General features: G+C 72.5%; 16 protein-coding genes, 1 tRNA gene and 1 pseudogene. 3 read left to right on the top strand and 15 right to left on the bottom strand.

The window, feature by feature from the left end:
- The first annotated feature begins 132 nt into the window (after nt 1-132).
- Together GT045_RS12705 and GT045_RS12700 are read left to right on the top strand one after the other, a co-directional pair.
- Nucleotides 133-336: a helix-turn-helix domain-containing protein gene (locus tag GT045_RS12705; RefSeq protein WP_161334221.1), complete on the top strand. Its 204-nt coding sequence runs from the start codon at nt 133-135 to the stop codon at nt 334-336.
- Nucleotides 337-399: 63 nt separating this feature from the next.
- Entirely contained in the window at nt 400-1797 is a 1398-nt protein-coding gene (locus GT045_RS12700) for a tyrosine-type recombinase/integrase (RefSeq protein WP_161334220.1), read from the top strand.
- 44 nt (nt 1798-1841) lie between these two features.
- Here the strand turns inward: GT045_RS12700 and GT045_RS12695 are convergent.
- From GT045_RS12695 to bldG, 11 genes are all read right to left on the bottom strand, one after another.
- Nucleotides 1842-1918 (bottom strand) — tRNA-Thr (locus GT045_RS12695).
- 108 nt (nt 1919-2026) lie between these two features.
- The gene (locus tag GT045_RS12690; protein ID WP_161289054.1) at nt 2027-3646 is read right to left on the bottom strand and encodes an alpha/beta hydrolase; all 1620 of its coding nucleotides are present in this window, start codon (nt 3644-3646) and stop codon (nt 2027-2029) included.
- A 368-nt stretch (nt 3647-4014) separates the two neighbouring features.
- A complete protein-coding gene (locus GT045_RS12685; protein ID WP_161289056.1) occupies nt 4015-5220 on the bottom strand; it encodes a DNA polymerase III subunit delta' in 1206 nt (401 codons plus the stop codon).
- Nucleotides 5221-5645: 425 nt separating this feature from the next.
- Nucleotides 5646-9155, bottom strand: coding sequence for a dTMP kinase (gene tmk, locus GT045_RS12680; protein ID WP_161334219.1), 3510 nt, complete (start codon nt 9153-9155; stop codon nt 5646-5648).
- A 127-nt stretch (nt 9156-9282) separates the two neighbouring features.
- On the bottom strand, nt 9283-12135 hold the full coding sequence (topA, locus tag GT045_RS12675) for a type I DNA topoisomerase (RefSeq protein ID WP_161334218.1): 2853 nt from the start codon (nt 12133-12135) through the stop codon (nt 9283-9285).
- A 257-nt stretch (nt 12136-12392) separates the two neighbouring features.
- Entirely contained in the window at nt 12393-12590 is a 198-nt protein-coding gene (locus tag GT045_RS12670) for a hypothetical protein (RefSeq protein ID WP_161289109.1), read from the bottom strand.
- Between the two features lie 281 nt (nt 12591-12871).
- Entirely contained in the window at nt 12872-14392 is a 1521-nt protein-coding gene (locus GT045_RS12665; RefSeq protein ID WP_161289107.1) for a class I SAM-dependent methyltransferase, read from the bottom strand.
- 362 nt (nt 14393-14754) lie between these two features.
- Complete coding sequence (locus GT045_RS12660) at nt 14755-15366, bottom strand: small secreted protein (RefSeq protein ID WP_161334217.1); 612 nt, start codon at nt 15364-15366, stop codon at nt 14755-14757.
- Nucleotides 15367-15579: 213 nt separating this feature from the next.
- Nucleotides 15580-17985, bottom strand: a complete 2406-nt coding sequence (locus GT045_RS12655; RefSeq protein WP_161289103.1) for a sodium-translocating pyrophosphatase — start codon at nt 17983-17985, stop codon at nt 15580-15582.
- A gap of 656 nt (nt 17986-18641) precedes the next feature.
- Nucleotides 18642-19073 carry an ATP-binding protein gene (locus GT045_RS12650; protein WP_161289101.1) on the bottom strand — a complete coding sequence of 144 codons (432 nt, stop codon included), beginning with the start codon at nt 19071-19073 and terminating at the stop codon, nt 18642-18644.
- Between the two features lie 268 nt (nt 19074-19341).
- A complete protein-coding gene (bldG, locus tag GT045_RS12645) occupies nt 19342-19683 on the bottom strand; it encodes an anti-sigma factor antagonist BldG (protein WP_009189842.1) in 342 nt (113 codons plus the stop codon).
- Nucleotides 19684-19764: 81 nt separating this feature from the next.
- On the opposite strand from bldG, the gene GT045_RS12640 reads away from it, so the two are divergent.
- Nucleotides 19765-22290: a DEAD/DEAH box helicase gene (locus GT045_RS12640; RefSeq protein WP_237538538.1), complete on the top strand. Its 2526-nt coding sequence runs from the start codon at nt 19765-19767 to the stop codon at nt 22288-22290.
- A 145-nt stretch (nt 22291-22435) separates the two neighbouring features.
- Here GT045_RS12640 and GT045_RS12635 read toward each other — a convergent pair.
- The 4 genes and pseudogenes from GT045_RS12635 to GT045_RS12620 form a co-directional block, all read right to left on the bottom strand.
- Nucleotides 22436-22807: pseudogene (locus GT045_RS12635) on the bottom strand (Rv3654c family TadE-like protein); the annotation flags it as partial.
- A 281-nt stretch (nt 22808-23088) separates the two neighbouring features.
- The gene (locus tag GT045_RS12630) at nt 23089-23439 is read right to left on the bottom strand and encodes a TadE family type IV pilus minor pilin (protein WP_161289099.1); all 351 of its coding nucleotides are present in this window, start codon (nt 23437-23439) and stop codon (nt 23089-23091) included.
- A 34-nt stretch (nt 23440-23473) separates the two neighbouring features.
- Complete coding sequence (locus GT045_RS12625) at nt 23474-23674, bottom strand: DUF4244 domain-containing protein (RefSeq protein ID WP_161289097.1); 201 nt, start codon at nt 23672-23674, stop codon at nt 23474-23476.
- A gap of 87 nt (nt 23675-23761) precedes the next feature.
- The gene (locus GT045_RS12620; protein ID WP_202527901.1) at nt 23762-24541 is read right to left on the bottom strand and encodes a type II secretion system F family protein; all 780 of its coding nucleotides are present in this window, start codon (nt 24539-24541) and stop codon (nt 23762-23764) included.
- Nucleotides 24542-24842 lie beyond the last annotated feature (301 nt).

Genomic DNA, 24842 nt, shown 5'->3' with positions numbered 1-24842 from the left:
GACCTGCTCTATCCGCTACCGCTACCCCGTCCGCTACCTCAGACAGGGCCCCTGACCTGCGAGGTAGCGGAGGTAGCGGAAGTAGCGGACCTCAGAAAGGCCCCGAGACGCCTGCCGAGGAGGCACCCCCGGATGAGCACCGCGATCGCCGCCCCCGTCGACCGACTTCTGTACAAGCCCGAGGAGGCTGCCGAAGCGCTCGCCATCGGTCGCTCCACCGTCTACGAGCTGATGGCCGATGGCGCCTTGAAGTACATCAAGTTGGGTCGCACGCGCCGGATTCGGCGGGCGGACCTCGAAGCGTACGTGGCGAACCTTGCCCCGCTCCCCAACTGAACTGAGCACGAGCCGAGGTGCCCCGCGCACGATGCGCGGGGCACCTCCCTCACGGAGGAACACATGAGCCCCCGCAAGCCCAACATGGAGTCATCCATCTACTTCGGCGCCGACGGTTGGTGGCACGGCCGCGTCACCATGGGCGTGAAGAGCGACGGCAGCCCCGACCGGCGTCACCGCCGGGCCAGGACGGAACCCGAGATCAAGCGCAAGGTCAAGGAACTGGAGCGCCTCCGCGACCAGGGGGGAGCGCCCGCCGCAGGGCGGAAGCCGACCGTTGCCGCGTGGGTGGAGACCTACCTCACCGACATCGCGAGCCTGAAGCTGAAGCCGCGCTCCCTGGACGACTACTGGTCGAAGACCCGCAACGACATCATCCCGGGCGTCGGCAGGCACCGAATCGACAAGTTGCAGCCCGAGCACTTGGAGCGGATGTACCGGGGTCTGCTCGACGCCGGCCACGCGCCGTCGCACGTCGTGAAGGTGCACCGCATCCTGTCTCGCGCGCTGAAGATCGCCCACCGCCGCCGCATCGTCGGCGAGAACGTCGCCACGCTTGTGGACCCGCCGAGCATCGATGAGACGGAGGCCAACCCCTTCACCAAGGAGGAGGCCAAGGCGTTCCTTGAGGCCGCTTCGAAGCGCCCCACCTTCATGCGGTGGATCGTCGGTGTCGGCATGGGGTTCCGGCAGGGCGAAACGCTCGGCCTGCGGTGGACGTACGTCGACCTGGAGGCGGAACTGTTCCGCCCCGAGTGGCAGCTACAGCGCCTCACGTGGCGGCACGGGTGCGACAACCCGCACGCCTGCGGCGCGCGCCTGCACCGCTTCGAGGCGTGCCCCGCGGACTGCGCCACGCACAAGAACTACAAGCGGGGCTGCCCCAAGCCGTGCACCAAGACGTGCACGAAGCACGCGAGCGCCTGCCCGGACCGCCGGGAGGGCGGTCTCGTCTTCACCCGCCCCAAGACCAAGAAGAGTCGAAACGCCGTCCCGATCCCGCCCGTCTTCGTGCCGTTCCTGCACGACCACAAGGCCCAGCAGGAAGCCATGCGAGCCGCCGCCGGGGAACTGTGGCAGGAACACGAGGTCGTGTTCTCACGGCCGGACGGACGCCCGCTCGACCCCCGCGCCGACTACGAGGAATTCAAGGATCTACTCAAGGAGGCCGGGATCGATGACCGGCGACTGTACGACGGGAGCCGCCACACGGCCGGCACGATCCTGAACGAGCTGGGCGTTGACATGCCCACGATCATGGAGATCCTGCGGCACACGCAGATCAGTCAGACCCGGCGGTACGTCAAGGGCCGGTCCCATCTGTCGAAGGACGCCATGCGGCGCATGGGCGAGTTCTTCGTGCCCCCGTCGGCGCCTCCGATTCCGGGCCCTACTGAGACCAAGACTGAGACCACCGACACCCGCGCGGCCCGTTCCCAGCGTCGTCGTCGCATCCGCTGAACAACAAAACCCCAGGCCAGTTGGAGCCTGGCCTGGGGTTTCGGTGGAGCCGCTTTCGGGATTCGAACCCGAGACCTACGCATTACGAGTGCGTTGCTCTGGCCATCTGAGCTAAAGCGGCGCGCTGCCCGCACCATGGTGCGATCAGCAACGTCGGTAAGTCTACACAGTTTCCCGGAGTGCTTCGTACCCGCCCCGGGGAGGGTGGCTCCGGGGCGGGCGGCAGGGGCTATGAGCAGCGCTTTCCGGCGGGTGGCGGGGTTCCCCGCAGGAGGTAGGTGTCGATCGCGGAGTCGATGCAGGCGCTGCCCCGGCCGTACGCCGTGTGGCCGTCGCCGTCGTAGGTCAGCAGGCGGCCGGAGGAGAGCTGGCCGGCCAGGGACCGGGCCCAGCGGTACGGTGTCGCCGGGTCGCGGACCGTGCCGACCACCACGATCGGCGCCGCCCCCTTCGCCTCGATGCGGTGCGCCTCACCCGTGGCCCGCACCGGCCAGTACGCGCAGTTCAGCGCGGCCCAGGCCAGCCCGGGGCCGAAGACCGGGGACGCCTTCTCGAACGCGGGCAGGGCCTTCTCGACGTCGGCGGGCCCGCTGAAGGCCGGCGGCAGGTCCAGGCAGTTCACGGCGGCGTTGGCCATCATCAGGTTGCTGAAGTGACCGCCCGCGTCCCGCTCGTAGTAGCTGTCGGAGAGGGCCAGCAGGCCGGCACCGTCCTTTTCCTTCATCGCCGAGGTCAGCGCCCCGCGCAGCGCCCCCCAGCTCCCCTCGTCGTACATCGAGGCGATCACCCCGTTGGTGGCCAGCGCCTCCCCGAGTTCCCGGCTGTCCGTGTCGCCGGCCGGGATGGGGTGGGCGTCCAGGCGGCGGAAGAACGCCTGCAGGTGGTCGCCGACCTGTCCGGGCGTCGTGCCCTTCCCGCCGAGCGGGCAGTCGGCGTGCCGTACGCAGTCCTTCGCGAACGCCTGGAAGGCCGTCTCGAACCCCGCCGTCTGATCCAGGTTCAGTGTGCGGGCGTCCACGGACGGGTCCATCGCGCCGTCCAGCACCACCCGGCCGACCCGCCCGGGGAACAGGCCGGCGTACGTCGACCCGATGAAGGTGCCGTACGACGCCCCGACGTAGTTCAGCTTCCGGTCCCCGAGCACCTCACGCAGGATGTCCATGTCCCGTGCCGCCTCCACGGTGGAGACGTGCCGCAGCAGTCGTGCCGAGTGGGTGCCGCAGTTCTCCGCGAACTTCCGGTACGCCGTCACCAGCGCGTCCCGCTCCCGCTGGTCGTCGGGTGTCTGGTCCGTCTGCGCGTACGCGTCCATCTGCCGTCCGTCGAGGCATTCGACGGGCTCGCTCCGGGCGACGCCCCGCGGGTCCATGGCCACCATGTCGTAGCGGGCGCGGACCTCTTCCGGGTAGCCCAGGCCCGCGTACTGCTGGAGGTAGTCGATCGCCGAACCGCCCGGGCCACCGGGGTTGACCAGCAGCGAGCCGAGCGGTCTGCCGCTTCCGGTCGCCTTCTTGCGGGCGACGGCCAGCCGGACGGTGCCCCCGTCGGGGTCGGCGTAGTCCAGCGGGGCCCGCATCGTCGTGCACTGGAATCCGGGGACACCGCAGTCGCGCCAGCGCAGCCGCTGCTCGTAGTACGGCGTCAGCGCCGACGGCGTCGAACGCGGCAGCGCCGCGAGCGCCGCCTGCACCGTGCCGTCGGCCGAGGTGGTCGAGGTGGTCGAGTTCCCCGCGGAGCACGCGGAGACGAGCAGTGCGGCGGAGGTGAGGAGGGTGGCCGTGACGCGGGCCGTCGTCCGGGTGCGGGGGCCCCGGGTCCGGCGGGAACGGGGGGATCGCCTGATGTGCATCTGGCGAGAGTAACGCTGTGCGATCGATCGGGTGCGATCAGTGGACATGGGTGCCTCCTACGAGGGACACGGCCACATCCTCGTCGCACGTCCAGCACCGCGCCACACGGGCCGGCCGGACTCCGGCGGGCCCGGAGGGGTGCTGGGACGGGTGCTGGGTCGGCCGGGCTCGGCGCGCCGGACGGGTGCTGGGACGGGTGCTGGAGACGGCCGTACTCGGCGCGGCCCCGACGGGTGCCGGGACGGCCGGGCTCGGCACCGCCCGGACAGGTGCCGGGACGGGTGCTGGAGACGACGGGCTCGGCGCGGCCCGGACGGGTGCCGGGACGACCGGGATCGCCCGCGGCCCGGACGGGTGCCGGGCGGTCTCAGCCCGCTCGCAGCGCCATCGTCATCGCCTCCACCGCCAGGAGCGGCGCGACATTGCGGTCCAGCGCCTCGCGGCACGCGGAGATCGCCTCGATCCGGCGGAGCGTGGACTCGGGGGTGCTGCCGCGGGCCAGCCGGTCCAGGGCGTCCCCCGCGTCGGCGTTGGCGATCGCCACGCGCGTGCCGAGCTGCAGAGCGAGCACGTCGCGGTAGAAGGCGGTGAGGTCACCGAGGGCGACGTCCAGGCTGTCGCGCTGCGTGCGGGTCCTGCGGCGCTTCTGCATGTCCTCCAGGTCCTTCATCACCCCCGCCGTGCCACGCGGCAGCCGGCCGCCCTGGGCCGCGCCCAGCGCCGTCTTCAGCTCCTCGGTCTCCCTGCCGTCCATCTCCTCCGCGAGCTGCTTGGCGTCCTCCGCGGCCGCGTCGACCAGTTCCTGCGCGGCCTTGAGGCAGGCGCCGACCTCGTCCAGCCGCAGCGGCAGTTTCAGCACGGCGGCACGGCGGGCGCGGGCCGCCGGGTCGGTGGCCAGCCGACGCGCCCGGTCGACATGGCCCTGGGTGGCGGCGGCGACGGACGCGGCGACCTCGGGCTCGATGCCGTCCCGCCGCACGAGCATGTCGGCCACCGCTTCGACGGAGGGTGTGCGCAGGTTCAGATGGCGGCAGCGGGAGCGGATGGTCGGCAGGACGTCCTCGACGGAGGGGGCGCACAGCAGCCACACCGTGCGGGGGGCGGGCTCCTCCACGGCCTTGAGGACCGCGTTGGCCGACTTCTCGTTCAGCCGCTCGGCGTCCTCGACCAGGATGACCTGCCAGCGGCCGGTCGCCGGGGCGGTGTACGACTTGCGGACGGTGTCGCGCATGTCCTTCACCAGGATCTCGGCGCCGACGGCGGCGACCGTCGTGACGTCCGCGTGGGTGCCGAGCAGCGCGGTGTGGCAGCCGTCGCAGAAGCCGCAGCCGGGGGTGCCGCCGAGCGCGCGGTCGGGGCTCACGCACTGCAGGGCCGCGGCGAAGGCCCGCGCCGCCTGGTTCCGGCCCGCGCCGGGCGGGCCCGTGAACAGCCAGGCGTGGGTCATCTTCGACGCCTCGGGCAGCGGTTCGTCCGCCCTGGCGGCCGTGACGAGGGCGTCGGCGTCCCGCGCGGCCGCGTCGAGCACCGCGCTCACCTTCTCCTGCCCGACGAGGTCGTCCCACACGGTCATGGGTCACGCCGCCCTTCCGTCACACTCCGCTTGCCGTCCTCCATTGTGCGGGTGGGCACTGACAACGAGACCCACCGGTGACCGGCGCGGACTACGGCGCGGGTCCGCAGGTCCCTCACACCTGACGGCCGGCCCGCACGCCGGGACGCGCAAGCGGCGGGCACGCACCAGACGGCGGGCGCCGGGTAAGCGGCGGACACGCACAAGCGAAGGACGCGCCGGGTGAGCGGGGGAACGCGCGCAAGCGGAGGACGCCTCAGCACGCGGCGGGCGCACATCAAACTGGGGCACGCACCGAGCGGCAGGCGCACACCGAGCTCAGGCGCACACCAAGCGGCAGGTGCGTGCGGACGGCAGGAGGCGCCCGCCGCACCGGTTCTGCCGGTGTCCGCGGGCGCCTCCCCGTTTTGGGAGAAAGCTGCCGGTCAGCCGCGTCGGCCGCGGCCCCTGCGGCCCTGCTGCTCCCCGCCGCCCTGGTCGCCGTACTCCGACTCGTCGTACGAGCCCAGCAGTTCGTCGGCCAGCGACGGCAGGTCGTCCAGCGGGGTCTCCTCGGCCCAGTCGGAGCGCGGCCGGCGGCGGGGTGTGCCGTCGGCGTCGACCTGGGGCATCTCGCGGGTGCGCGGCTCGGAGCCGTCGGGGCCCGTGGCGGGCCGCTCGTCCCGGAAGTAGCCGGGCGGCACCCGGTCCGCCGGGCCGCCGTCCCGTACCGGCGGGAGAACGGCGGTCTCGTCGGCGGCGCCCGGAGGCACCTGCGGGGCCGCGGGCGTACCGCCGTCCCGTACCGGCGGGAGCACGGCCGTCTCGTCCGCCGCGCCCGGAGGCACCTGCGGCAGCACCGCCGTCTCGTCGGCCGGCCCGGAGGTCGCCGGCGGCTGCGGCAGCTCGGTGGTCACCTCGGAGTCCGGGTGGAAGCCCCGCCGGCCGGAGGGTGAGCCTGCGCGCTCGTCGCGCACCGGCCGCAGCACCGCCGTGTCGTCCGTGCCCCGCGCGTCCCGGACGTCCGTCGTCCGGCCGTCCGTGCCCCGCGCGTCCGTCGTCGGGTCGTCCGTGCGACGCTCCGCCGCACCAGGCGCCTGCCCGCCTGCGGCCTGCCGGCTCGCGGCCTGCGCGTCCGGCGACACCACCGGCGTCGTGACGGTCTCCTCGGCGCCCCCGGCCGCGTCCGCGGACACCACCGGCGTGGGGACCGTGACGGCGTCGGGGAACACACCAGGTGCCGAGGGCCGGGGCGTGCTGGGCCTGCGGGCCGCCGCGTCGGCCGCCGCTGCGGCCTCGGCCGCCTGCCGACGGGCCTCCTCGGCGCGCAGCAGCGCTTCTTCCGCCTTGCGCTGCGCCTCCAGGCGACGGGCCTCCTCCTCGGCGCGGAGCCGGGCCTGCCGGGCCTCCTCCTCCGCGCGGAGCCGGGCCTGGCGGGCGTCTTCCTCGGCGCGCAGCCGGGCCTCCTCCTCGGCCTGCCGGCGGCGCCGCTCCTCCTCGGCCTTGCGGCGGGCCTCCTCCTCGGCGCGCGCCTTCTCCTCGGCGAGCAGCCGCTGACGCTCCTCCTCCGCGCGCCGGGCCGCTTCCTCGGCCCGCTGCCGGGCCTCCTCCGCCTGCCGTTCGGCCTCGCGGCGCTGTGCCTCCTCCAGCTCGCGCCGCTTACGCTCCTCCTCCTCGGCGCGCAGCTTGGCGAGCTGCTCCTGGCGTTCCCGCTCCAGGCGCTCCTCCTCGGCCTTGCGGGCGGCCTCTTCCTCGGCCTTGCGCCGGGCCTCCTCCTCGGCCTTGCGCCGGGCCTCCTCCTGGGCCTTGATCTCGGCCTCGGACAGCGGCAGCACGGTGTCCAGGCGGTGCCGGATCACGGTGGTGACGGCCTCGGCCTCCTGCCCGGCGTCCACCACCAGGTAGCGGCCGGGGTCGGAGGCGGCCAGCGTCAGGAAACCGGAGCGCACGCGCGCGTGGAACTCCGCCGGCTCCGACTCCAGCCGGTCCGGCGCCTCGGTGAAGCGCTCGCGGGCGGTCTCCGGGGGGACGTCCAGCAGGACGGTGAGGTGCGGGACCAGCCCGTCGGTGGCCCAGCGGTTGATACGGGCGATCTCGGTCGGCGACAGGTCGCGGCCGGCGCCCTGGTAGGCGACGGAGGAGTCGATGTAGCGGTCGGAGATGACCACCGCGCCGCGCTCCAGGGCGGGGCGTACGACCGTGTCGACGTGCTCCGCACGGTCGGCGGCGTACAGCAGTGCCTCCGCGCGGTGCGACAGGCCCGCCGAGGACACGTCCAGCAGGATCGAACGCAGCCGCTTGCCGACCGGGGTGGCCCCCGGCTCACGGGTGAGCACGACCTCGTGGCCCTTGGCGCGGATCCACTCGGCGAGGGCTTCGGCCTGGGTGGACTTGCCGGCGCCGTCACCGCCCTCCAGGGCGATGAAGAAGCCGTTCGTGGCCGGGGTCGTGACCGGGTCGTCGCCGCCGAGCAGCGCGTCCTTGAGGTCCTGGCGCAGCGGCACACCGGAGCGGTCGTCGACCTTGGCGAGCACCAGCGCGGCCACCGGCAGCAGCAGCGCGCCGACCAGCATCAGCGTGAAGGCCGCGCCGCCGTGCGCGAAGACGAACTTGCCGTTCTCCAGCCGGTGCGGGCCGATCAGCGCCGCCACCACGGGCGCGACCAGGGCGCCGAGCGCCACGAAGACGCGGACCACGGCGTGCAGGTGCTCGGTGGTGCGCGCCCGGCGGTACTCCTCGGTCTCCTGGTCGAGCAGGGTGTGTCCGGTGTTGGCGGCCACACCCGCGGCGGCACCGGCCAGCGTGACGATCAGCAGGACCGTGGTGACGTCCGGGACCAGGCCGGCGGCCAGCAGCGCGATACCGGCGACGGCGATCGCGAGGGCCAGCAGCCGTCGGCGGGAGAGCGAGGGCAGCAGACCGGGGGCGGTGCGGATGCCGACGGCGACGCCGCCGGTCAGGCCCAGCACCAGCAGCCCGTAGAGCACCGGGCCGCCGCCCAGGTCCTTGGCGTGCAGCACGCACACCGCGACGGCCGCGGCGATCGCCCCGGCGACCCCGGCGCAGGCCGGAACCAGCAGCGGGATGGCGCCCGTGCGGCCCTTGTCGACGCCTGCGCCGGTGCGCGGGCGGCGCAGGCCCTCCAGCGGGGAGCGCGGGCGCGGGGTGCGGGTGTCGGGCAGTTCCAGGAACGTCAGCACCGACAGCGCGGCGGCGAACAGGCCCGCCGCCACGTACGACGCGAGGGCCGCCTGGTGCTGGTCGAACCAGGCCATGCCGGTGCCCAGCAGGTTGTTCAGCAGGCCGGCGACGACCAGGGCGGCGGCGGCCAGCGGAACCGCGAGGAAGCTCGTGCGCAGCGTGAGGCGGCGCAGGGCGTCGAGGTGGTCCGGCAGGGGCCGCACGGTCGCGCCCTCGGGCGGCGGGCCCGGCAGCAGGGCGGGGGCGGCGCTCTCCCGGCACACGCTCCACAGCCGCTCGGCGACGCCGGTGACGAAGGCGGTGACGAGCAGGACGGCGAGGGCGTCGCCCGGGGTCCAGTCGATCCACAGGGGGGCGACGATCAGCAGCGCGGCGCGCAGACCGTCGGCTCCGACCATGGTCCAGCGGCGGTCGAGCGGACCCTCCTGGGCGGTGAGCGAGGTCAGCGGGCCGAGCAGGACGGCGCCGAAGAGCAGGGTGGCGAGGACGCGCGCACCGAAGACCGTCGCCACTGCGAACGCCACGCCGCGGTAGCCGCCTCCGAAAGCCCCTTCGGCTATCGCCGCCTGGAGGACCAGGACGACCAGCACGAGGAGGGACAGGGCGTCGCCGACACCACTCACCAGCTGGGCGCTCCACAAGCGCCTCAGTTGCGGTCGGCGCAGCAGAGAACGCACGGCGCGCTCGCGGGAGTCCGCCACCAGGGCGTCGTCCGGTGCTGTGGGGTGGGCCGTTGGCTGCTCGGCTCGCGTCATGCGTTCAGCCTATCCGCAGCCGCTGACACCACACCTCGCCCTCCTGGCATGCGCACGCCCCGGCACCGAAGTGATGCCGGGGCGTCCGTTCCGCGAAGCCGGGGAGCCGCGGGCCGACCTGGTCGGGTCAGTCCTCCGAGGTGGAAGCCGCCGTCTTCGAAGCCGTCGCCTTCTTCGCGGTGGTCTTCTTGGCGGTCGTCTTCTTCGCGGCCGTGGTCTTCTTGGCCGCCGTCTTCTTGGCGGCGGTCTTCTTGGCCGGGGCGGTCTTCTTGGCCGCCGCCTTCTTCACGGTCTTCTTCGCCGGGCCCTTGGCGCGCTTCTCCGCGAGCAGCTCGAAACCACGCTCAGGGGTGATCTCCTCGACGCTGTCACCGGAGCGGAGGGTGGCATTGGTCTCGCCGTCGGTGACGTACGGGCCGAAGCGGCCGTCCTTGACCACGACCGGCTTGCCGGAGACGGGGTCCTCGCCCAGCTCCTTCAGCGGCGGCTTGGCGGCGGCCCGGCCGCGCTGCTTGGGCTGGGCGTAGATCGCCAGCGCCTCTTCCAGCGTGATCGTGAAGAGCTGGTCCTCGGCCTGCAGCGACCGCGAGTCCGTGCCCTTCTTCAGGTACGGGCCGTAGCGGCCGTTCTGCGCGGTGATCTCCTGGCCCTCGGCGTCGGTGCCGACGACGCGCGGAAGCGACATCAGCTTCAGCGCCTCGTCGAGCGTCACCGTGTCGAGGGACATCGACTTGAAGAGGGAGGCCGTGCGCGGCTTGACGGCGTTCTTGCCGGTCTTCGGCGTGCCCTCGGGGAGCACCTCGGTGACGTACGGGCCGTAGCGGCCGTCCTTGGCGACGATCGTGTGACCGGTGGCCGGGTCGGCGCCCAGCTCGAAGTCGCCGCTGGGCTTGGCCAGCAGTTCCTCGGCCAGTTCGACGCTCAGCTCGTCCGGCGCCAGGTCGTCGGGGATGTCGGCGCGCTGGTGCTGCTCGGTGTCCTTCTCGCCGCGCTCGATGTACGGGCCGTAGCGGCCGACCCGGAGCACGATGTCGTTGCCCACCGGGAAGGAGGACACCTCGCGCGCGTCGATCGCGCCCAGGTCGGTCACCAGCTCCTTGAGGCCGCCGAGGTGGTCGCCGTCACCGTTGCCGGCGTCGGCCGCGCCGCCCGTGGCACCGGCGGCGAAGCCGCTGTTCGGCACCGACTCGCCGAAGTAGAAGCGCTTCAGCCACGGCACGGCCTGGGCCTCACCCGCGGCGATGCGGTCGAGGTCGTCCTCCATCTTGGCGGTGAAGTCGTAGTCGACGAGCCGCCCGAAGTGCTTCTCCAGGAGGTTCACCACGGCGAAGGACAGGAAGGACGGCACCAGGGCCGTGCCCTTCTTGAACACGTAGCCGCGGTCGAGGATCGTGCCGATGATCGACGCGTACGTCGACGGGCGGCCGATCTCGCGCTCCTCCAGCTCCTTGACCAGGGACGCCTCGGTGTACCTGGCCGGCGGCTTGGTGGCGTGGCCGTCGACCGTGATCTCCTCGGCGGACAGCGCGTCACCCTCGGCGACCTGCGGCAGCCGGCGCTCGCGGTCGTCCAGTTCGGCGTTCGGGTCGTCGGCGCCCTCGACGTACGCCTTGAGGAAGCCGTGGAAGGTGATCGTCTTGCCGGAGGCGCTGAATTCGACGTCCCGGCCGTCGGCGGCGGTGCCGCCGATCTTCACGGTGACGCTGTTGCCGGTCGCGTCCTTCATCTGGGAGGCGACGGTCCGCTTCCAGATCAGCTCGTAGAGCTTGAACTGGTCACCGGTCAGGCCGGTCTCGGCGGGGGTGCGGAAACGATCACCCGAGGGGCGGATCGCCTCGTGCGCCTCCTGCGCGTTCTTCACCTTGCCGGCGTACGTACGCGGCTGCGGCGGCAGGTAGTCGGCGCCGTACAGCTGCGTGACCTGGGCGCGGGCCGCGTTGATCGCGGTGTCGCTCAGCGTCGTGGAGTCCGTACGCATGTACGTGATGTAGCCGTTCTCGTACAGCTTCTGCGCGACCTGCATGGTCGCCTTCGCGCCGAAACCGAGCTTGCGGCTGGCCTCCTGCTGGAGCGTCGTCGTACGGAACGGGGCGTACGGCGAGCGGCGGTACGGCTTGGACTCGACGGAGCGCACGGAGAAGCGGGTGTTCTCCAGGCCGGCGGCGAGGGCGCGGGCGGTCGCCTCGTCGAGGTGGAGGGTGTTCGCGCTCTTGATCTGTCCCAGGGAGTCGAAGTCGCGGCCCTGCGCGACACGCCTGCCGTCGACGGTCTGGAGGCGGGCGACCAGCGACGACGGGTCCGACGCGTCCCCCGCGCGGCCGGTCGCGAAAGTGCCCGTCAGGTCCCAGTACTCGGCGGAACGGAAGGCGATGCGCTCGCGCTCCCGCTCCACCACGAGTCGCGTGGCGACGGACTGCACGCGGCCGGCCGACAGCCGGGGCATGACCTTCTTCCACAGCACCGGGGAGACCTCGTAGCCGTAGAGGCGGTCGAGGATACGGCGGGTCTCCTGGGCGTCGACCAGCTTCTGGTTGAGCTGGCGCGGGTTGGCGACGGCCTCGCGGATCGCGTCCTTGGTGATCTCGTGGAACACCATGCGCTTGACCGGGATCTTCGGCTTCAGGACCTCCTGGAGGTGCCAGGCGATCGCCTCGCCCTCCCGGTCCTCATCGGTGGCGAGGAACAGCTCGTCGGAGTCCTTCAGCAGGTCCTTGAGCTTCTTGACCTGAGCCTTCTTGTCCGCGTTGACCACATAGATCGGCTGGAAGTCGTGTTCGACGTCCACACCGAGGCGGCGGACCTCGCCGGTGTACTTCTCCGGCACCTCCGCCGCGCCGTTGGGAAGGTCGCGGATGTGCCCGACGCTCGCCTCGACGGTGTAACCGGGGCCGAGATAGCCCTTGATCGTCTTCGCCTTGGCAGGCGACTCGACGATGACGAGTCGGCGACCGCCGTGTGCGGTCTCGCTGGTCGGGGACAACTTCGCTCTTCTCTCCGGTCGACGCTGGGGGCCTCCCCAGGCCTTGGTCCCGGGGTCGCGGCGTACTGCTGGCACGTGTGACGCTGCGGAGTGTGACGCTACATCCCGCCCCCGTGTCAAACGGGAAAAGCCCACAACGGCCACTCGAACGGTAACCCGACTACCGGCATTCCTGCCGCCCGGACCGGCCGTCTCGTCCCCGCCCCTGTCCGGAGCGTGGCGCTCCCCTTACTCCCCGGACACGGCGCCGCCCGGCCTCAGAGCCGGGTCAGGCAGTACACGCCGAGGGCCAGCGCGACCGTTCCGGCGACACTCGCGGCGGTGGCCGATGCGACCCGACTCACACCGAGGGCGACCGGTTCCCGGCGCCTCACACGCGTCCCCGTCCAGGCCAGCAGACCGGCCCCGAACAGGGCGAACACCACTCCAGCGAAGATCGCCGGCCCACTCTCCACCGCCCGCACGCCCCTTTCCCGCCGTCGGCCCCGCCCGGCGCCCGGAGGGTGGCACGCGCGGGAGACGGACGGGCGACATCAGGATGAACGGAGGGTGCCCTCGTAATCGAACTTGCGCACGAACGAGCGTCCCGCTGATGCGTAGGCCATATTTTTCCGGCCGTTTTCCGGAACCGGGCCCGCGACAGCCACGACAGCCCCGGACGACCGTCCAGCCCGGCGCGCGGACGCCGCCGTACGGCGGCGTCCGCTGGACACCCGGGCCGGCCCCGGGCGTGCCGTCAGCGCACCGGCTCCAGGAAGCCCTGTTCCACGAGCAGCCGGATCTGGGCGGGGGTGCGGTCACGGAGCAGCACCGGGTCCTCGCCGACGAGCTGCGCGATGGCGTCCAGGATGCGGCCCGCGCTCAGCGTCCCGTCGCACACTCCGGCGAACCCGGCACCGACCGTGTCCACCTTCGTCGCCCGGCGCATCCCGCGGTGCTGGCGCAGCACCACGTGCTCCGGGTCCTCGGCGCCGGGCAGCCCGACCTGCTCCTGGACCACTTCCACGACGAGCTTGAAGTGGCTGTCCAGCAGCGCCGCGTCGTCGTGCTCCCGCAGGTAGTCGAGACGGTCGAAGTGCGCCCGGATCGTCTCCCCGAGCGGCTGCTCGACCGGGTGCGGCCACTCCTCCACGGTGATCACGGGTTCGGCCGACCCGGTCCTGCGCAGGGTGATCCAGCCGAAGCCGACCGACTTGACCTTGCGCGCCTCGAACTCGTCGAGCCACGCGTCGTACCGCGCCTGGTACTCCGCCGGGTCGCCGCGGTGGTCGCCGGCGTCCCTCAGCCACAGCTCGGCGTACTGCGTGACGTCCTGCACCTCACGCTGCACGATCCAGGCATCGCACCCGCGCGGCACCCATGACCTGAGCCTGTCCTGCCAGTCCTCCCCCGCCACGTGCTGCCAGTTCCCGAGGAACTGCGCGAACCCGCCCTCGTTCAGCCGTTCCCCCGCCTGCTGGACGAGCGAGCGGCACAGATCGTCCCCGCCCATGCCGCCGTCCCGGTACGTCAGCCGGGCGCGCGGGGAGATCACGAACGGCGGGTTGGACACGATCAGGTCGAAGGTTTCGCCGTCCCGGACCGGCTCGAACAGCGATCCCTCGCGCAGCTCGGCCGCGGGCGCCCCGGAGAGCGCCAGGGTGAGCGCCGTGATGTGCAGGGCGCGCGGGTTGAGATCGGTCGCCGTCACGCGCGTGGCGTGCTGAGCGGCGTGCAGCGCCTGGATGCCGGAGCCGGTGCCGAGGTCCAGGGCGGAGGTGACGGGGGTGCGGACGGTGATGCCGGCGAGGGTCGTGGAGGCGCCGCCGACGCCCAGGACGACCCCCTCGTCGTGCTGTCCGATGCCGCCCGCACCGCCGACCGCGCAGCCGAGGTCGGAGACGATGAACCAGTCCTCGCCGCCGGGACCGCCGTACGGCCGCACGTCCACGGTCGCGGCCACCTCGTCGCCGCCCACGCGCGCCAGCCAGCCGGCCGCCAGCGCCTCCTCGACCGGCAGGACGGAGGCCACGCGCGCGTGGGGCACCGGTTGCTGGAGCAGGAACAGCCGTACGAGTGTCTCCAGCGGCGTGTCGCCACGGGTGGCCCGCAGGGCGGGCACGGTCTCGCTGCGGGCCAGCGCCGCGTAGGCGGCGGCTCCGAGCAGATCGAGCAGTCCGTCGGCGGTGAAGGAGGCGGCCAGCAGCGCGTCCCTCAGGCGCGCGGCGGTGTCGGGCCGGTCGGAAGCGGGCAGGGGAGCGAGTCCGGAGTCAGTCACGCCCCCATTGTGGCCCGGGGCGGCCACCCGGAACCGACTCCGCGCCAGCCCTCCGCCGACGTCGGCCGAACGACCGCGGAGACGACCACCGAGACGCCCGCCGCCGCCAGCCGATGCCGGCGGAGGCCCGCCGCCGTCAGCCGATGTCGGCGCAGGCCCGCCGCGTCAGCTCGCAGCCGTCAGGCCGCAGTCATCAGCCCCCGGTCCACGGTCCTCAGGGACGCGGTCGTCAGGGCGCGTCGTCAGGGCGCGTCGTCAGGGCGCGTCGTCAGGGCGCGTCGTCAGGGCGCGATCGTCGGGACGCGGTCCTCAGCCCGCGGTCGTCAGCCCACGGGCAGCCCGAGGTCGTCAGCCCGCGGTCGTCAGCCGCCGGTCGTCTGTCCCGTCGGCTGGGCCGTCGCGGACGCGGCGACCTTGCAGCTGGTCGCCTCGGCCATCGCTTCCTTGACCTTGCCCTGCTCGAGCCGCTTCAGCGCCTGCGTGCCGTTGTCGCCCTGCTTGCCGACTTCCTTCGTCTGGATGGCGACCTCCTTGAGACCCTTGGCGAACTTGCCCTGGTCCTTGGTGTCGAGCCCCTCGACCTTCTTCTTCAGCTCGGCGTACGACGTGGAGAGACCGGCGAGGTTCTTGGCGGCGTCCTGCTGCAGCTTGGCGCCGCCGTCCACGCCGGGGGGCGCTCCGGCGCCGTTGAGGGCGCCCGCGAGCGACTTGTAGCCATCGGCCAGGTCCTGGAACGCCGCCACGTACGTCGCCTGGGCGCTCTTGGGCGGGAGGTTGCTGTCCGTGGCGATGGCCGCGATCGACGCGTTGGCCTTCTTGATCTTCGTGTTCTGCGCGGGTACCGCGTCGCACACCGTCTTGGCCCAGGACACCAGCTTGGGGTCGGGTCCCTCGTCCCCGCTGCTGCTGCATCCCGTCAGCGCCACCACCAGTACCGCGCCGCCGGACAGTGCGGCCGCGAGCTTCTTGTTCACCGGATCGGTCCCTTCCATGGCTCTCGGCCCCCGGAATCTACACGGGAACGGGACCGCCTCCCCGTGCCGACCGAGGCATGAGTAGGCTTTTGTGACTTTTTGCACCATGAGAGAGAAGGGTCACGACGTGGGTGATCGCACAGACGCGGGCGGGCGGCCGGCGCGTCAGCACGCGCCGTCCGCCCGCCCGTCGGCCAGGCCCTTCGGCCTGATCTACGAAACCACCGCGGCGTCGGGCGAGTTGGCCACCCGCTCGGCGTTCTCCTCGTCCCCGACGGCGATGCCGCGCCGCTTGGAGACGTACACCGAGACGACGATCACCAGAAGCGCGAGGATCGCGATACCGATCCGCACCCCGAGGTTCTTGTCGTCACCGTAGGAGAACTTGATCACCGCGGGCGCGATGAGCAGCGAGACCAGGTTCATGACCTTCAGCAGCGGGTTGATCGCGGGGCCTGCGGTGTCCTTGAAGGGGTCACCGACCGTGTCTCCGATCACCGTGGCGGCGTGGGCCTCACTGCCCTTGCCTCCGTGGTGACCGTCCTCCACCAGCTTCTTGGCGTTGTCCCAGGCACCGCCCGAGTTGGCCAGGAACACCGCCATCAGCGTGCCCGCGCCGATGGCTCCGGCGAGGTAGGAGCCGAGCGCGCCCACGCCGAGCGTGAACCCGATGAAGATCGGCGCCATGACCGCGAGCAGACCGGGCGTGGCCAGCTCCCGCAGGGCGTCCTTGGTGCAGATGTCGACGACCCGGCCGTACTCGGGCTTCTCGGTGTAGTCCATGATCCCGGGGTGCTCGCGGAACTGCCGCCGCACCTCGAACACCACCGAACCCGCCGACCGCGACACCGCGTTGATGGCCAGCCCGGAGAACAGGAAGACGACCGCGGCGCCCGCGATGAGGCCGACGAGGTTGTTCGGCTGCGAGATGTCCAGGGACAGGCCGAGCGGTGCTCCCGGCCCGGACAGCTTCTCCCCGACCTCCTGCACGTTGGTGGTGATGGCGTCGCGGTACGACCCGAACAGCGCCGCCGCGGCCAGCACGGCGGTGGCGATGGCGATGCCCTTGGTGATGGCCTTGGTGGTGTTGCCGACCGCGTCCAGGTTGGTGAGCACCTGCGCGCCCGCTCCTTCGACGTCACCGGACATCTCGGCGATGCCCTGCGCGTTGTCGGAGACCGGCCCGAAGGTGTCCATGGCGACGATCACGCCGACCGTGGTGAGCAGGCCGGTGCCGGCCAGGGCGACCGCGAAGAGCGCCAGCATGATCGAGGTACCACCGAGCAGGAACGCGCCGTACACACCGAGCCCGATGAGCAGGGCCGTGTACACGGCCGATTCCAGGCCGACCGAGATGCCGGACAGGACGACGGTGGCCGGACCCGTGAGGGAGGTCTTGCCGATGTCCCGCACCGGGCGGCGGGTGGTCTCGGTGAAGTAGCCGGTCAGCTGCTGGATGACGGCGGCGAGCAGGATGCCGATGGCCACCGCGACGAGCGCGAGGATCCGCGGGTCGCCGTTCTTGCCCTTGATCGCGGCGTCGGTGACGCCGTCGAGGCCGGCGTACGTCGAGGGCAGGTAGACGAAGACCGCGACCGCGACCAGCGCCAGCGAGATCACCGCGGAGATGAAGAAGCCGCGGTTGATCGCGCTCATGCCACTGCGGTCGCTACGGCGTGGAGCGACCGCGAAGATGCCGATCATCGCCGTGATGACGCCGATGGCGGGCACCAGCAGCGGGAAGGCCAGTCCGGAGTCGCCGAACGCGGCCTTGCCGAGGATCAGCGCGGCCACCAGGGTCACGGCGTACGACTCGAAGAGGTCGGCCGCCATCCCCGCGCAGTCCCCGACGTTGTCGCCCACGTTGTCGGCGATGGTCGCGGCATTGCGCGGGTCGTCCTCCGGAATGCCCTGCTCGACCTTGCCGACCAGGTCGGCGCCGACGTCGGCGGCCTTGGTGAAGATGCCGCCGCCCACTCGCATGAACATCGCGATGAGGGCCGCGCCGAGGCCGAAGCCCTCCAGCACCTTCGGCGCGTCGGCCGCGTACACGAGCACCACACAGGAGGCGCCCAGCAGGCCGAGCCCCACCGTGAACATGCCGACGACGCCGCCCGTGCGAAATGCGATCTTCATCGCGGTGTGCGAGACGGTGGTGAGATCTTTCTGAGGTTCGCCCGGGGCCGGAGTGGCTTCCCGGGCCGCCGCGGCGACCCGCACGTTGCTGCGAACGGCGAGCCACATGCCGATATAGCCGGTGGCCGCCGAGAACACCGCTCCGATCAGGAAGAACACCGAGCGGCCGGCTCGCTGATTCCAGTCGTCCGCGGGGAGCAGGAAGAGCAGGAAGAACACGACCACGGCGAATACCGCGAGCGTGCGCAACTGCCGGGCGAGATAGGCCTTCGCGCCTTCCTGGACCGCCTCGGCGATCCGTTTCATGCTGTCGGTGCCCTCGCCCGCCGCGAGTACCTGACGCACCAGGATCCCCGCGACCACCAGCGCGGCCAAGGCGACCGCCGCGATGACGGCCACGATGATCCGGTTGTCGTCGGTCAGGACCGCGGCTGCGAGGGATGTGGGGTGACCCAACTGCTGAGGGGTAGAAAGCCCCGCCATTCGTCCTCCTTGACGCTTGGGCTGAGCTCAAGATGTGGACGGATTGTAGGTACCCGTGAGTGATCTAAACAGGGGACGGTAAACGGAATCAGCCTTCTCATGCTCTTCAGCAAATGATCGAGGTGGCGGCACGTAGCTCGAAAGAGGTAATGCCTTAAAAGCATTGACGGCCGCATTGGCTCTTGATCCAATTATCGGGCTATTGATCGTGAATTTGTTCACGAATTCCGGGGGTTCATCGGAAAACAGGAAAAGAGCCCCGCTGGGCAGGGCTCTTGGAGTGTCCACGGAGGCTCGGGCTCCGGCCCGGGGAAGGCTCGGGGGCGGACGGGGGCCACGCCTGAGGGGGCTCCGGAGGGGCGGGGCGGCCCACACATGGAGGAAGCTCCGGAGGGGCGTAGGGCGTAGGGGCGTAGGGGCGGAGGGGCCACACCGGAGCAGCACGGCGGGCGGCCAGAAGCCGGAACGGAAACGGCCCCCGGGGGCGGAGAGGTGGTCGGCCGAAGGCGGCTCGGGCGGGGCCGACCGAAGGTGGCTCTGGTGGGCCGACCGAAGGCGGCTCTGGTGGGCCGACCGAAGGCGGCTCTGGTGGGCCGACCGAAGGTGGCTCGGGCGGGCCGACCGAAGGTGGCTCGGGCGGGGCCGGCCGGAGATGATCAGACGAGCGCTGTGGTCGGCGGCGTGGTCGGCCACGTCATACGGATCAGACCGCCGTTCTGCCCTGTGGTGACCTCCACGTCGTCGACGAGGCCGCTGATGACCGCGAGGCCCATCTCGTCCTCCTCGATCTCCGCTTCACCCTCCACCGCGCCGGGCGTGTCGCCGCCTGGCGTAGCGTGCGGCGCCTCGTCGCCGACCTCGATGGAGAACTGCTTCTCCTCTTCGATCAGCGCCACCTTCACCGGTGCCGTGACGCCACTGCTCTGGTGCAGTCCGACGGCGCGGGAGCATGCCTCGCCCACGGCGAGCCGGACCTCGTCCAGGACGGCCTCGTCCACTCCGGCCCTGCGCGCCACCGCTGCCGCCACCAGTCGGGCGGTCCGGACGTGCTCGGGCAGCGCGCTGAAGCGGAGTTCGACGGTGGCCATGCATCCCCCTCGCGACTACGGGCGTGCGGTCGGGAGCGAGGCCGCCGAGCGCCCGCATCCCTGGTGTACTTCTGTGCCCCGGGCCGCCACGCGACCCGAAACGGATCATCCGGAGTCGCCGACCCGGCCCGGCATGGTCACCGGACCGGCATGCCTGCCCGTCCGGACGCGCCGGCCGGGTACCCGGTCGGGACCGGCCGCCAACTTGGCCGGGACCGGCCGACGTCACGACCCCCGAAAGGGCGGGACGCCGGCGACCGGTCCAAGGTCAGTCGGTCGCCGCCACCGCTTCGTCGACCGAGGTGTGGATGGGGAACACCTTGGTGAGACCGGTGATGCGGAAGATCTTGAGAATGCGCTCCTGGTTGCAGACCAGGCGCAACGAGCCCTCGTGGGCACGCACACGCTTCAGGCCGCCGACCAGCACGCCGAGCCCGGTGGAGTCGAGGAAGTCCACGCCCTCCATGTCGACGACGAGGTGGAAATTCCCGTCGTTCACCAGCTCGACCAGCTGCTCGCGCAGCTTGGGCGCGGTATATACGTCGATTTCGCCACCGACCTCGACGACCGTACGATCGCCGACGGTACGGGTCGACAGGGACAGGTCCACGGATCCTCCAGCACCTTGCTATCGAGCGGTCGCCCCTCGGGCATCTCGGCTTACGGCCCTCGGGACGCTTCGCCAGCCGCGATGGCATTCAATCACTTACCGGCAGGCGTGCACGACGCCTTGACTCCATTGTCCGTCACGCCAGTGACACACTCGGTGCCAATGGCCAAGAATCACCGATCCGATCGAACCCCGGCGGACCCGGCGTCCCGCCCGTCTCCGGGCGTGGTCCTGGACCGGCTCGCCTCCGGGCCGAGCCGGGCTGCGCGCATCACTCATACGGAGCACTTGCCCCCGCGCACGGGCCGGCATGCCGTCTGGCCTGACCGTATTCGGTCCGAGGTGATCTCCGCCGTGCAGGCGTGCGGCATCGAGCACCCCTGGGCGCACCAGGCGCTGGCCGCCGAGCACGCCCTGGACGGCGACTCGGTGGTCGTCGCCACCGGCACCGCCTCCGGCAAGTCCCTGGCGTACCTCGTGCCCGTCCTGTCCACCCTCCTGGACGGCTCCGATGCGCCGAACGGCCGTGGCGCCACCGCCCTCTACCTGGCCCCCACCAAGGCGCTCGCGGCGGACCAGTGCCGCTCGGTGAAGGAACTCTCACAACCCCTCGGCAGTGCCGTACGCCCTGCCGTGTACGACGGTGACACCCCCTTCGAGGAACGCGAGTGGATCCGCCAGTACGGCAACTACGTCCTCACCAATCCCGACATGCTGCACCGCGGGATACTCCCCTCCCACCCGCGCTGGTCCTCCTTCCTGAAGTCGCTGCGGTACGTCGTCATCGACGAGTGCCACACCTACCGTGGCGTCTTCGGCTCGCACGTCGCCCAGGTGCTCCGCCGGCTGCGCCGCCTGTGCGCCCGTTACGGCTCCTCCCCCGTGTTCCTGCTGGCCTCGGCCACCGCCGCCGAGCCTTCGGTCGCCGCCCGCCGGCTGACCGGTCTGCCGGTCGTGGAGGTCGCCGACGACGCCTCCCCCCGCGGTGAGCTGGTGTTCGCCCTCTGGGAGCCCCCGCTCACCGATCTGCAGGGCGAGCGGGGCGCACCCGTACGGCGCACCGCCACCGCCGAGACAGCCGACCTGCTGACCGACCTCACCGTGCAGGGCGTGCGCTCGGTCGCCTTCGTACGCTCCCGGCGCGGCGCCGAGCTGATCTCGGTCATCGCCCAGGAGAGACTCTCCGAGGTCGACCGCTCTCTGGCCCGGCGTGTCGCGGCCTACCGCGGCGGCTACCTCCCCGAGGAGCGCCGCGCCCTGGAACGCGCCCTGCACTCCGGCGAACTCCTCGGCCTCGCCGCCACGACCGCCCTGGAGCTGGGCGTGGACGTCTCCGGCCTGGACGCGGTGGTGATCGCCGGCTATCCGGGCACGCGCGCGTCCCTGTGGCAGCAGGCGGGCCGGGCGGGCCGCTCCGGCCAGGGCGCCCTCGCGGTCCTCGTGGCCCGCGACGACCCGCTGGACACCTTCCTCGTCCATCATCCCGAGGCCCTCTTCGACCAACCGGTGGAGTCGACGGTCCTCGACCCCGACAACCCCTACGTCCTCGCCCCGCACCTGTGCGCCGCCGCCGCGGAGCTGCCGCTGACCGAGGAGGACCTGGAGCTCTTCGGCCCCGCCTGCGCCGACGTGCTGCCGCAGCTGGAGGCCGCGAAGCTGCTCCGCCGCCGCGCGACGGCCTGGCACTGGACCCGCCGGGAGCGGGCCGCCGACCTGACCGACATCCGGGGCGCGGGCGGCCGTCCCGTACAGGTCGTCGAAGAGGGCACCGGCCGCCTGCTCGGCACGGTCGACGCGGCCTCCGCGCACTCCGCTGTCCACGAGGGCGCCGTTCACCTGCACCAGGGCCGCACCTACCTGGTGCGCTCCCTCGACCTGGAGGACTCCGTCGCCCTGGTCGAGCAGGCCGACCCGCCGTACTCGACCGTCGCCCGCGACACCACGGCGATCTCCATCCTGGAGACGGACACCGAGATCCCGTGGGGCACCGGCCGCCTCTGCTACGGCTCGGTCGAGGTCACCAACCAGGTGGTCTCGTACCTGCGCAGACGCCTGATCACCGGCGAAGTCCTCGGTGAGACCAAACTCGACCTCCCTCCTCGTACGCTGCGCACCCGCGCGGTGTGGTGGACGGTCACCGAGGACCAGCTGGACGAGGCCCGCGTCATCCCGGAGATCCTCGGCGGTTCCCTGCACGCCGCCGAGCACGCCTCCATCGGGATGCTGCCCCTCTTCGCGACCTGCGACCGCTGGGACATCGGCGGCGTGTCCGTCCCCCTCCACCCCGACACCCTCCTTCCCACGGTCTTCGTCTACGACGGCCACCCCGGCGGGGCGGGCTTCGCCGAGCGCGCGTTCCACACAGCCCGCGCCTGGCTCTCCGCCACCCGTGAGGCCATCGCGTCCTGCGAGTGCGAGGCCGGCTGCCCCTCCTGCATCCAGTCCCCCAAGTGCGGCAACGGCAACGACCCGCTGCACAAGAGGGGCGCCGTACGGCTGCTCACGGTGCTGCTGCGAGGCGCACCGGAGGAGAAGCCGACGGAGGCGGCCCCGGAGACGCCGACGGAGGGGGCGGAGTGGCCCATCCGCCGGGATGGGTGCGGGTGAGCCGGCGGGTCGGGCGCGTGCCGGTGAGCCTACGGGCCCTGGAAGCCGGTGGACGGTGAACGGCCGGCCAGAGGGCGTTCAGAGGATGTCGGGATGTTCAGATCCCCGGGGACGCCCGTGCGAGGAGCCGATGGAGCCCAGGTCGTCACGGCGCGACCGGCGGCTCGCCCGGCGGTGGCGCGCTGGGCGGTACCGGACCCGCCGGACCCGCTCTCGCCCTGACCTCCGCCGTGAACGGCCCGCTCCCGGCTGCCGCCGTCACGTCCGAGGTGTCACCCACGATCGCGCACCGCACCAGCCGCACCCCTTGGTCCGCGGCAAGCCGTTCCGCCCGGGCGCAGGCGGCGGTGCCGCCCTCGGCCCAGTGGTCCGCCGCCGCGAGCGCCGCGAGATCGGCGCCCCCGGCCGCCCGGTGCCGGATGACGACGGCGTGCCCGAGTGCGAGTACGCCGCCGAACACCACGCACAGCACGGTGATCACTCCGAGACTCCACACGGTGGCCGACCCCCGGTCGGCCTCCTCCCGCCGTCCCCACCCGCCGGCCGCCCTGCACCCTGCCTTTACCCGGTCCCACCGGCCGCCCGACCACCCCCGAAGGACCCGCCTCCCTCGCAGGGCCCGCCACGCCCGGCTCGGCGGCCGCTCCCTTCCGATCAGCCGCCGCGAACCGGTCCGCTGCCTCCAGCCGGCCCACCTCCCCAGGCGACCCCGGCACCCGGAGTCGTTTCGTCTCCCCCGCTCGTCCCACCTCCAGCCACCCTGCCCTCGCCGCCCGGTGTCCGGGCCGCCCACGCGCTTCACCGCCCCTCCTCCCCCGCTCGTGCCACGGTCCCCACGGTTTCCTCCGTGAGCGCCACGGCCTCCTCCCGTACCTCCAGCGGCAGTCCGCTGAGGAGCGGCGGCCCGGCCACCACCGTCACCCGGACCCGGTCCCCCTCGCGCGCGACCGTCACCCGCGCTCCGCGTGGCGCCGCTTCCCTGGTCACCGTCACCACCGCCTCGGCCGGGTCCTGACGGGCGGCGGCCCGGGCGCCCGCGCGGGCCGCGTCCACGCACTCGATCTGCGCCGCCACCATGAGCAGGGCCCAGACCAGCGCCATCGTGAACGCCACCAGCACGGACAGCACCACGGCCGCCTCCGCGGTCACGAACCCGCGGTCCCCGCCCCGCTCACATCCGCGCTCACATCCGCGCACTGAGGGCCTTCTTCACGATGGCCGCCAGCTCCGCCCGGACCTGGCCGCTGCTGACGACCTCGTAGAGCAGCACCGCGAAACCGACGGCCGCGACGATCCCCATGGCGTACTCGGACGTCACCATTCCGGCGTCCCGACGGCTCGTCCCGCACAACCGGACCGCCGCTTTCCTGATCTTTCCGAACATCTCGACCCCCGTAAGGTTCTGGTCCTGTTTTCCAGTCATTCGTCCGCGCTCATCCCGTGTCCACGTGCCCGTCCGTGCCCCTACGCCTCACCCCCCTCCCATCGCGCCGCCGGCCAGCCCGATCACGACGGGCAGCACCCCGACCGCGATGAAGGCGGGCAGGAAGCACAGGCCGACCGGCGCGGAGATCAGTACGGCCGCCCGGCGCGCCCGGACCGTCGCCGTGCGGGCCCACTCCGCGCGCGCGTCCGACGCGAGCCGGGCCACCGGGCCGGCCGCGGGAAGCCCGGACTCGTCGGCCCGCTCCAGCAACCGCGCCAGGGCACCGGCACCGGGCAGCAGGGCCAGGCCCCGCCAGGCGTCCGCCGGTGCACCGCCGAGCCGGACCTCCGCCGAGCCGCGCGCGAGCGCCTGCCCGACGGGCCCGCCCAGTGCCTCACCCACCGCCTGGGCGGCGATGACCGGACCGGCGCCTGCGGCGATGCAGGCCGCCAGAAGGTCGGCGGCGAGCGGGAGTTGGCGTGCCGCCCCGGCCGTGTCGGTCACCTCCGGCCGGCCGGGCGCCGTCTGCCCGGCCCGCCACCGCCAGAGCGCGACGCCGACGCCCAGCCCCAGCGCCGCCCCACCGGTCCCGCCGACCAGCACCCACACCCCGCACGCGGCACCGGCCGGCGGCAGCCAGCGCCGCACGGTGTCCGGGACAGTGAAGGACGCTTTCGCGACGGGCACTTCGAGCCGCAGCAACGCGATCACCCGGCGCCGGGCCCGGCGCCGCCGACGCAGCAGTTCCAGCCGCCACGCGCCCCAGCACAGGACCAGCGCCGCGAACCCGGCCGTCCCCAACCTGTGGACAACTTCCTCGCTCATCCCGCCCACCTTTCCCTCACCCCTCGGCCCCCTCGCTCCGCCCGCCTGGGACGCCCTTCACTCATCGGTCCCCCCGCCGCACAACCCGCGCGCCCTCACTCCTCGGCCCCCTCCCACCGCACAACTCGGACACCCCGCACCCCCGTCCGCCCCCCACCGCGCGTCCCGGACCACTCCTCACCCCACGGCCGCCCTCCCACCGCACAACCCGGACACCCCGCGCCCCCGTCCGCCCTCCGACCGCACGTCCCGGACCACTCCTCACCCCACGGCCCCCTCCCACCCCACCCCCCCCGGGGGC

It is taken from the genome of Streptomyces sp. SID486, assembly GCF_009865385.1.
Lineage (GTDB): Bacteria > Actinomycetota > Actinomycetes > Streptomycetales > Streptomycetaceae > Streptomyces.
This window is presented reverse-complemented; position numbering and strand designations above follow the sequence as displayed.